Genomic DNA, 8,237 nt, shown 5'->3' with positions numbered 1-8,237 from the left:
ACCGTCCAAGGCCAGGGCGGCCGAGGACAGTGAAGATTTCCAAAACTCGGTATCCGGTAGATCGTAAGGCCGCTCCGCTTAAGTGAACAGCATTACGCTCATTGAGCGGCGTTTTTTATTGGGGGCGGTGGCTCAGGACGCTTGATGTTGATTGCCCCGCCACAATCGCGAGCAGGCTCGCTCCCACAGTGGTTTTGCGGCGGTCTCAGGATTCAGTTCATCGGATCTCCATGTGGGAGCGAGCCTGCTCGCGATGACGTAAGCCTGGTCATACGTTTATTGAGTGCCAAACATGGCGGTCCAATAGATGCCCGCATCGCTCTTCGGGTCCACGGCATAACCGGCACCCAGCTCGCGGAACTGCGGGTTCATCAGGTTGGCGCAGTGCCCCGGGCTGGCCAGCCAACCGTCCACCACCTTCAGGGCGGTGTCCTGTCCGGCGGCGATGTTCTCGCCGATCAGTTGGCCCAGGTAACCGGCCAGTTCGGCGCGGTCGCCCGGGGTGCGGCCGTCGCGGTCCTTGTGGTCGAAGAAGTTGTTGTTGGCCATGGCCCGGGTGTGGTTTACCGCAGCGAGGGCCAGGGTGGCGTTCCAGGACAGTGGCGTGGTCGCGGCGAAGGCCTCGCTCCCACACCGACGGGGCTGGGCGCGGGCGCTATTGATCAGCTTCAGCAGCTTCTGGCCTTCGGCTTGCCAGTCTGCCAGACGAGCCGACAACAGGGGCCGCGCCAGGACGATGCGCCATTCGCGATCCAGGCGGCTGACGCCGATGTCGATAAATTGTGGGTCCAGCACTACCTGGCAAAAACTTTCCTGTATGGCTTTCATCGCCGATTGCGCGTCCCGCGGCCCGGACAGGCTGATTGCCTGCACGTTGACCATCGGATAAGCCGCGCGTGCCAGCGCTTGCTGCAGGTCGCCAATGCCGTTGGCCGACAGGATCAACCGCGAGTCCATCGCCAGCGGCGGTAACTCCAGGGAGGCCTGGCCCGAGCAGCGTTGGGACTGGCTGCGGTACAGGTTGATGGACTCGACCAGTTGCGTCTCTTCGGTAGCCACGGCGCCGACGGCGAACGCCAGCCCCAGCGACAGCACGGCCAGGCGCAGGATGGATGAAATGGCACGCATGTAAATCTCCCTTGAGCGGACGGCGCCTATGATGCGCAATTTTTGCCCCGCTGGGGCAACGGTATTCACGCTCTTTTAAGTTCCCGCGACAGTACCGTCTGGTACCGTTTGGGACAATCCTCATGTAGTGGGATCAGTTTTCTGCCGAATAAGTCCATGATTGTCATTTTCAAAGCCATAAAATCCGCAGGTATCGCCCGGCACCAGGTGGTGTACCTCGAAGGTCAACGGAGCCCGTCATGTTGAAAGTGATCGAGCAGCAGGCCAGCGCATCGCTGCGCCAGCGGATGGAGGAGGCCGGGTGCGCCTTTGAATTTATCGTGCTCGCCCCCGAGGCCGACGAGATGATCACCGTGGCGCATCATCGTCAGGCCGTGGATCAATTGTTCCTCGCCATCAGGCAGCTGTGGCTGGAGCGACATCGCCAGATGATCCTCGATCCCCGCTATGCCGATGCCGCGCCTCCCGAGATGAACTGGGACTTGGACAAGGCCCGAGCCAAGCCGCTGGACCGGCGGGAGATCGGGCAACTCATGCGTACCGACCGAGAGGTGCATAATCCACCACCTTTCGCCTTGTACGAGGCCTTTTGCGAGCCGCCTTATGGCACCCGCTTCGGCGATGGTCACTTACAAGCGCTGTTCAGGGAGTGGCTCGGCCTGCTCGGCCTCGAGGCGGACGTCGAGGTTGAAGTACTGAACTGGGTCGACCATTTCAACCTCGACTGGTTGGCCAGCGACAAGCCGGATCCCGCCCGGGACCCCTGGAGTGATTATTTCGACGATGGCCTGGAGTGGTGGGGCGTGTGGTGCCTCAGCATCTGGAACCCCCAACGACGCACACTCAGCGTGCTGACGGCCAGCACTACGGATTGAAGCAGTTGTGAGCCCTGAGATGGGTAAAGTGGGGCATGTCAATGGATGAAATCACCTGTGGCGAGGAGCAAGCTCCCTCGCCACAGGAGCATTTCTGCTACTGGTAAACCTTCTTCAACAACCGCAACAACTCTTCCCGCTCCGCACCCGAGAGGGCCGCCGTGGAGTCGAGGTCGCTCTGGGCGGCGATCTGCTTGAGTTCCTTGAGCAGGGTTTCGCCGGTCTTGCTCAGGAATATCCCATAGGAGCGTTTGTCCGGCTTGCAGCGTACCCGCACGGCCAGCGCCCGGCTTTCCAGCTTGTTCAGCAGCGGCACCACTTGCGGCGGTTCGATCGCCAGGGCCTTGGCCAGGTCGGCCTGCATCAGGCCGGGGTTCTGGTCGATGATCGCCAGCGCCGAGAACTGGGCCGGCCGCAGGTCATGAACGGCCAGTTGGCTGATGAGGTTCTGGAACAGTTTCAGCTGGGCGCGACGCAGGGCGTACCCGATCAGGTCATCCAGCGCGGAGTCCAGCGGCACCGGCGCGGCGCCGCTGTCAGTCACGATCGCGGCAGGTTCGGCAAGCTTGGAAGACTTGGCCATCGAAAAAAGCATCCTCAAGGTGAATTATTAACAAGGCTATCCAGTTTGCCGAGGTTGCGCCGCGATGGCTACGGTCGATTGCACATTCATTGATCGAGGTCGTCATTTCCATCGGCGGGAAAACCTGGATAAATCGATCAATAGTTAATTGACATAACTAGTTTTGCGGTTTAGCTTTTGTTCATCTTCAGCCAAGAACAAGAGAGAGCACGTGTCATGAGCAATTACGAAGGTCGTTGGACAACGGTCAAAGTCGACGTCGAGGAAGGCATTGCCTGGGTCACCCTCAATCGCCCGGAAAAACGCAATGCCATGAGCCCGACTCTCAATCGCGAGATGATCGACGTGCTGGAAACCCTGGAGCAGGATCCGGCCGCCGGCGTGCTCGTGCTGACCGGAGCCGGTGACGCATGGACCGCTGGCATGGACCTCAAGGAATATTTCCGCGAGGTGGACGCAGGACCGGAAATCCTCCAGGAGAAAATCCGCCGCGAAGCCTCGCAGTGGCAGTGGAAGTTGCTGCGCATGTACGCCAAACCGACCATCGCTATGGTCAACGGCTGGTGCTTCGGTGGCGGCTTCAGCCCGCTGGTGGCCTGCGACCTGGCGATCTGCGCCGACGAAGCCACATTCGGCCTGTCGGAAATCAACTGGGGCATCCCGCCCGGCAACCTCGTCAGCAAGGCCATGGCCGACACCGTGGGGCATCGCCAGTCGCTGTACTACATAATGACCGGCAAGACCTTCGGTGGACAGAAAGCCGCCGAGATGGGCCTGGTCAACGAAAGCGTACCCCTGGCGCAACTGCGCGAGGTCACGATAGAGCTGGCGCGCAATCTGCTGGAGAAAAACCCGGTGGTACTGCGGGCGGCCAAGCATGGCTTCAAGCGTTGCCGCGAACTGACCTGGGAGCAGAACGAAGACTACCTGTACGCCAAGCTCGACCAGTCGCGCCTGCTGGACAAAGAGGGCGGCCGCGAACAGGGGATGAAGCAGTTCCTCGACGACAAGAGCATCAAGCCGGGCCTGCAGGCCTACAAGCGCTAACAAGCTCAAGCTACAAGCACGAACCGCTTCTACTTGCAGCTTGAAGCTTGCAGCTTGCAGCTCATCCCAAATGAGGAGAATCCTATGCTGGACGTGCCCCTGTTGATCGGCGGCCAGTCGTGCCCCGCCCGTGACGGTCGGACTTTCGAGCGTTGCAATCCGGTGACTGGAGAAGTGGTGTCCCGCGTGGCCGCTGCCACCGTGGAAGATGCCGACGCGGCCGTGGCCGCCGCGCAAGCCGCTTTTCCCGTCTGGGCTGCGCTGGCCCCCAACGAACGTCGCACCCGTCTGCTGCGGGCGGCCGAGCAGTTGCAGGCCCGCAGCGCTGAGTTCATTGCCGCCGCCGGCGAAACCGGTGCGATGGCCAACTGGTACGGCTTCAATGTGCACCTGGCGGCGAACATGCTGCGAGAAGCCGCCGCCATGACCACCCAGATCAATGGCGAGGTCATTCCTTCGGACGTACCTGGCAGTTTTGCCATGGCCCTGCGTCAGCCGTGCGGCGTGGTGCTGGGGATTGCGCCGTGGAACGCCCCGGTGATTCTCGCCACCCGCGCGATCGCCATGCCCTTGGCTTGCGGCAACACCGTGGTGCTCAAGGCGTCGGAGATCAGCCCTGCGGTGCATCGGTTGATCGGCCAGGTGCTGCAAGACGCCGGGTTGGGCGATGGTGTGGTCAACGTGATCTGCAACGCACCCGCGGACGCCCCGGTGATCGTCGAACGACTGATCGCCAACCCGGCGGTGCGCCGGGTCAACTTCACCGGCTCGACCCATGTCGGGCGCATCGTTGGCGAGTTGTCGGCCCGTCATCTCAAGCCGGCGCTGCTGGAGTTGGGCGGTAAGGCGCCGTTTCTGGTGCTGGGCGACGCCGACCTGGACGCCGCGGTGGAAGCGGCTGCCTTCGGGGCGTACTTCAACCAGGGGCAGATCTGTATGTCCACCGAGCGTCTGATCGTGGACACGAGCGTGGCCGATGCTTTCGTTTCCCGGCTGAAAGCGAAAATCGCCACCTTGCGTGCCGGTGATCCAGCCAGCGGTGATTCGGTGCTGGGTTCGTTGGTCGATGTCAGTGCCGGACAGCGCATCAAGGCCATGATCGACGACGCCCTGGCCAAAGGCGCCACGCTGGTGACGGGCGGTCAGTTGGAGGGCAGCATTTTGCAACCGACGCTGCTCGATGGGGTGACGCCGGACATGCGCCTGTACCGCGAAGAATCCTTTGGCCCGGTAGCGGTGTTGTTGCGTGGCAGCGGTGACGAAGCTTTGCTGCGCCTGGCCAACGATTCCGAATTCGGCCTGTCGGCGGCGATTTTCAGCCGCGACACCAGCCGGGCACTGGCCCTGGCCCAACGGATCGAGTCTGGCATTTGCCATATCAACGGGCCGACCGTGCACGACGAGGCGCAGATGCCCTTCGGTGGGGTCAAGTCCAGCGGTTACGGCAGTTTTGGTGGCAAGGCGTCCATCGAGCATTTCACCCAGTTGCGTTGGGTGACGTTGCAGAACGGTCCCCGGCATTACCCGATCTGATATCCATCGCATCGTGGGCGGCTAAGCTTCGAAAAAGCCCTCGATGCAGGCCAGACATAACAATAACAAGGTCGCAGCCAGACGCTGTCACGTTCCGCTCGCATCGCGAACCGGGCGTGCCTTGGTGGAGGAAATGTACGTGAGTTCCGAGTTCAGATCGTCCTCCCAAGCCGGCACCGGGCATTATCGCCAAGTGTCGATTGGTCACCCCGCGGTTGAGGTCAGTGAGGAGCAGGGCATCCTGCACATGCGTTCCCTGGAAGCCCTGGCACCGTTGCCGGCGCGCTTGCTCGACCGCCTGGTGCATTGGGCCCAGGTGCGCCCGCAACAGACCTTTATCGCCGCACGGCAGAACGGCGGCGACTGGCGTCGGGTCAGCTACGCCGAAATGCTCGACAGCGTCCGTGCCATTGCCCAGGGCCTGCTGGCTTATGGACTGTCGGCTGACAAACCCCTGGCATTGCTGTCAGGCAATGACATCGAACACCTGCAGATGGCCCTCGGCGCGATGTACGCCGGCATTCCCTATTGCCCGGTGTCGCCGGCCTATTCGCTGTTGTCCCAGGATTTTGCCAAGCTGCGGCATGTCTGCGATCTGCTGCAGCCGGGGCTGGTATTCGTCAGCCAGGCGGCGCCATTCGAGCGCGCGGTCAGTGCGGTGTTGCCGGCGGATGTGCCGTTGATCACGGTGGATGGCGAGATGGCGGGGCGCTCCCGGACCAGCTTCGCCAGCCTGTTGGCGCAGCCCGGCAGTGCGGAGGCCGAGCGTGCCTTCGCCGCGACCGGCCCCGATAGCATCGCCAAGTTTCTCTTCACCTCAGGTTCCACCAAACTGCCCAAGGCGGTGGTCACCACCCAGCGCATGCTCTGTGCCAACCAGCAGATGCTGTTGCAGACCTTTCCGGTGTTCGGCGAAGCACCGCCGGTGCTGGTGGACTGGTTGCCGTGGAACCACACCTTTGGCGGCAGTCACAACGTTGGCATCGTGTTATACAACGGCGGTACGTTCTACCTGGATGACGGCAAGCCCACCGCCCAGGGTTTCGCCGAAACCTTGCGCAATCTCAAGGAGATTTCGCCGACCGCCTACCTGACCGTGCCCAAGGGCTGGGAAGAGCTGGTCAGTGCGCTGGAGCGGGATGGCGAGTTGCGCGAGCGTTTCTTCGAGCGCGTCAGCCTGTTTTTCTTCGCTGCCGCCGGGCTGTCGCAGAGCACCTGGGACCGGCTCGACAAAGTGGCCGAGCAGCATTGCGGCGAACGCATCCGCATGATGGCCGGGCTGGGGATGACCGAAGCGTCTCCGTCCTGCACCTTTACCACCGGGCCGTTGTCCATGGCCGGCTACATCGGCCTGCCGGCGCCGGGTTGCGAAGTGCGACTGGTGCCGGTGGACGGCAAGTTCGAAGGTCGCTTTCGCGGGCCGCACATCATGCCCGGCTACTGGCGCGCGCCGCAGCAGACGGCCGAGGTGTTCGACGAGGACGGTTTCTATTGTTCGGGCGATGCGATCAAGTTGGCCGATCCGGCTAATCCACAGTTGGGGTTGATGTTCGACGGGCGGATTGCCGAGGATTTCAAACTGTCCTCTGGCGTGTTCGTCAGCGTCGGGCCGTTGCGCAACCGTGCGGTGCTGGAAGGCACGCCTTACGTCCAGGACCTGGTGGTGACTGCGCCGGATCGCGAATGCCTGGGCGCCCTGGTGTTCCCGCGGCTTCCCGAGTGCCGACGCTTGTCGGGCTTGCCTGCGGACGCCAGCGATGCCCAGGTACTCGCCAGCGCCCCGGTCCGTCGATGGTTCGCCGATTGGCTGCAACGCCTCAACCACAGCGCCAGCGGCAATGCCAGCCGGGTCGAATGGATCGCACTGCTCGATGAACCGGCGTCCATCGACCGTGGCGAAATCACCGACAAGGGCTCCATCAACCAGCGGGCGGTGTTGCAGTGGCGGGCGGCGAAAGTCGAGGCGCTGTATCGTGGCGAAGATGAGTCGATCCTGCGGGCAACACCTTCTCGCTAAACATTCAATCCTGTGGGAGCGGGCTTGCTCGCGAAAGCGTAGGGTCAGTCAACATTCAAGTGACTGATACGACGCCTTCGCGAGCAAGCCCGCTCCCACGATGGATCTGCGACGAATACAACAACTCCTGTGGGAGCGAGCAGGCTCGCTCCCACAGGGTTTTGCTTTTACTATGGCGGTCTCTTTCCCCTGGAAGTACCCCGGATGAGTAAGCCCGGCCAAACGGTGCTGGTTGCGTTACGCAGAATGATTGCCTCTGGCGAGCTGGCGGCCGGTGAGCGGTTGATGGAGATTCCCACGGCGCAGCGGTTCGGCGTGTCGCGGATGCCGGTGCGCATGGCGTTCAGGACCCTGGAGCAGGAAGGCTTGCTGGTGCGCTTCGGCGGGCGTGGGTTCCAGGTGCGCTCGGTGAGTGCCGAGGATATCGCCGGCGCGGTGGAAGTGCGCGGGGTGCTGGAAGGCCTGGCTGCGCGCCAGACCGCCGAACGGGGCCTGGATGCGGAAGCTCGTGCCACCCTCGAACAATGCCTGGTGCAGGGCGACGAACTGTTCGCCAAGGGCTACGTGACCGAGGAAGACCTGGAGGTCTACCACGACCTCAACATGCGCTTTCACCAGGTGATCGTCGAGGGCAGCCACAACCCGGCCATTGCTGATGCGCTGGCCCGCAACGATCATTTGCCGTTTGCCTCAGTCACCGCCCTGGCGGTGGATCGGCAGAACATGGCCGGCGAGTTTCGGCGCTTCAACTATGCCCACATGCAGCACCATTCGGTGTTCGACGCGCTGGTCCATCGCCAGGGCGCGCGGGCCGAGGCGATCATGCGCGAGCATGCCAACGCCACCTTGCGCTACGCCGAGGTATTTGGCTCGACCCTGGCGGATGAGCGGATGACGGTGATCCTGCGTTCCGAGTGAACCCCCATCGCCACAGATCCCTTGTGGGAGCGGGCTTGCTCGCGAAAGCGGCGGGTCAGTGGCAATGATGCTGGCTGACACACCGCTTTCGCGAGCAAGCCCGCTCCCAAAGGCCCGCAGGGGTTTATGTTGTTCA

The 8,237-nt window shown here is 62.6% G+C and carries 7 protein-coding genes; 5 read left to right on the top strand and 2 right to left on the bottom strand.

Annotated features, from left to right (window positions below; all coding sequences use genetic code 11):
• Positions 1-276: 276 nt before the first annotated feature.
• The gene (locus tag FBX99_RS04570; protein ID WP_144930474.1) at positions 277-1,128 is read right to left on the bottom strand and encodes a CAP domain-containing protein; all 852 of its coding nucleotides are present in this window, start codon (positions 1,126-1,128) and stop codon (positions 277-279) included.
• Between the two features lie 239 nt (positions 1,129-1,367).
• Between FBX99_RS04570 and FBX99_RS04565 the strand changes: the two genes are divergently transcribed.
• Positions 1,368-2,003 (top strand): hypothetical protein, encoded by a 636-nt coding sequence (locus FBX99_RS04565; RefSeq protein ID WP_145130766.1) that lies wholly within the window; start codon positions 1,368-1,370, stop codon positions 2,001-2,003.
• Between the two features lie 97 nt (positions 2,004-2,100).
• On the opposite strand, the gene FBX99_RS04560 is transcribed toward FBX99_RS04565, so the two are convergent.
• Complete coding sequence (locus tag FBX99_RS04560; protein WP_144930472.1) at positions 2,101-2,586, bottom strand: MarR family winged helix-turn-helix transcriptional regulator; 486 nt, start codon at positions 2,584-2,586, stop codon at positions 2,101-2,103.
• Positions 2,587-2,802: 216 nt separating this feature from the next.
• Here FBX99_RS04560 and FBX99_RS04555 point away from each other — a divergent pair, with 216 nt between their 5' ends.
• The 4 genes from FBX99_RS04555 (at position 2,803) to FBX99_RS04540 (ending at position 8,101) form a co-directional block, all read left to right on the top strand.
• Positions 2,803-3,633, top strand: a complete 831-nt coding sequence (locus tag FBX99_RS04555) for a p-hydroxycinnamoyl CoA hydratase/lyase (RefSeq protein ID WP_024777695.1) — start codon at positions 2,803-2,805, stop codon at positions 3,631-3,633.
• 84 nt (positions 3,634-3,717) lie between these two features.
• Positions 3,718-5,166 (top strand): aldehyde dehydrogenase, encoded by a 1,449-nt coding sequence (locus FBX99_RS04550; RefSeq protein WP_145130764.1) that lies wholly within the window; start codon positions 3,718-3,720, stop codon positions 5,164-5,166.
• Positions 5,167-5,305: 139 nt separating this feature from the next.
• Positions 5,306-7,183 (top strand): feruloyl-CoA synthase, encoded by a 1,878-nt coding sequence (locus tag FBX99_RS04545; RefSeq protein WP_145130761.1) that lies wholly within the window; start codon positions 5,306-5,308, stop codon positions 7,181-7,183.
• 204 nt (positions 7,184-7,387) lie between these two features.
• Positions 7,388-8,101, top strand: coding sequence for a GntR family transcriptional regulator (locus FBX99_RS04540; protein ID WP_047702976.1), 714 nt, complete (start codon positions 7,388-7,390; stop codon positions 8,099-8,101).
• Positions 8,102-8,237: the final 136 nt, after the last annotated feature.

Origin of the sequence: Pseudomonas sp. SJZ074, assembly GCF_007828215.1 — a bacterium.
Taxonomy (GTDB): Bacteria; Pseudomonadota; Gammaproteobacteria; order Pseudomonadales; family Pseudomonadaceae; genus Aquipseudomonas.
Note: the sequence above shows the minus strand (reverse complement) of the source record. Positions and strands in the feature narration are given on the sequence as shown.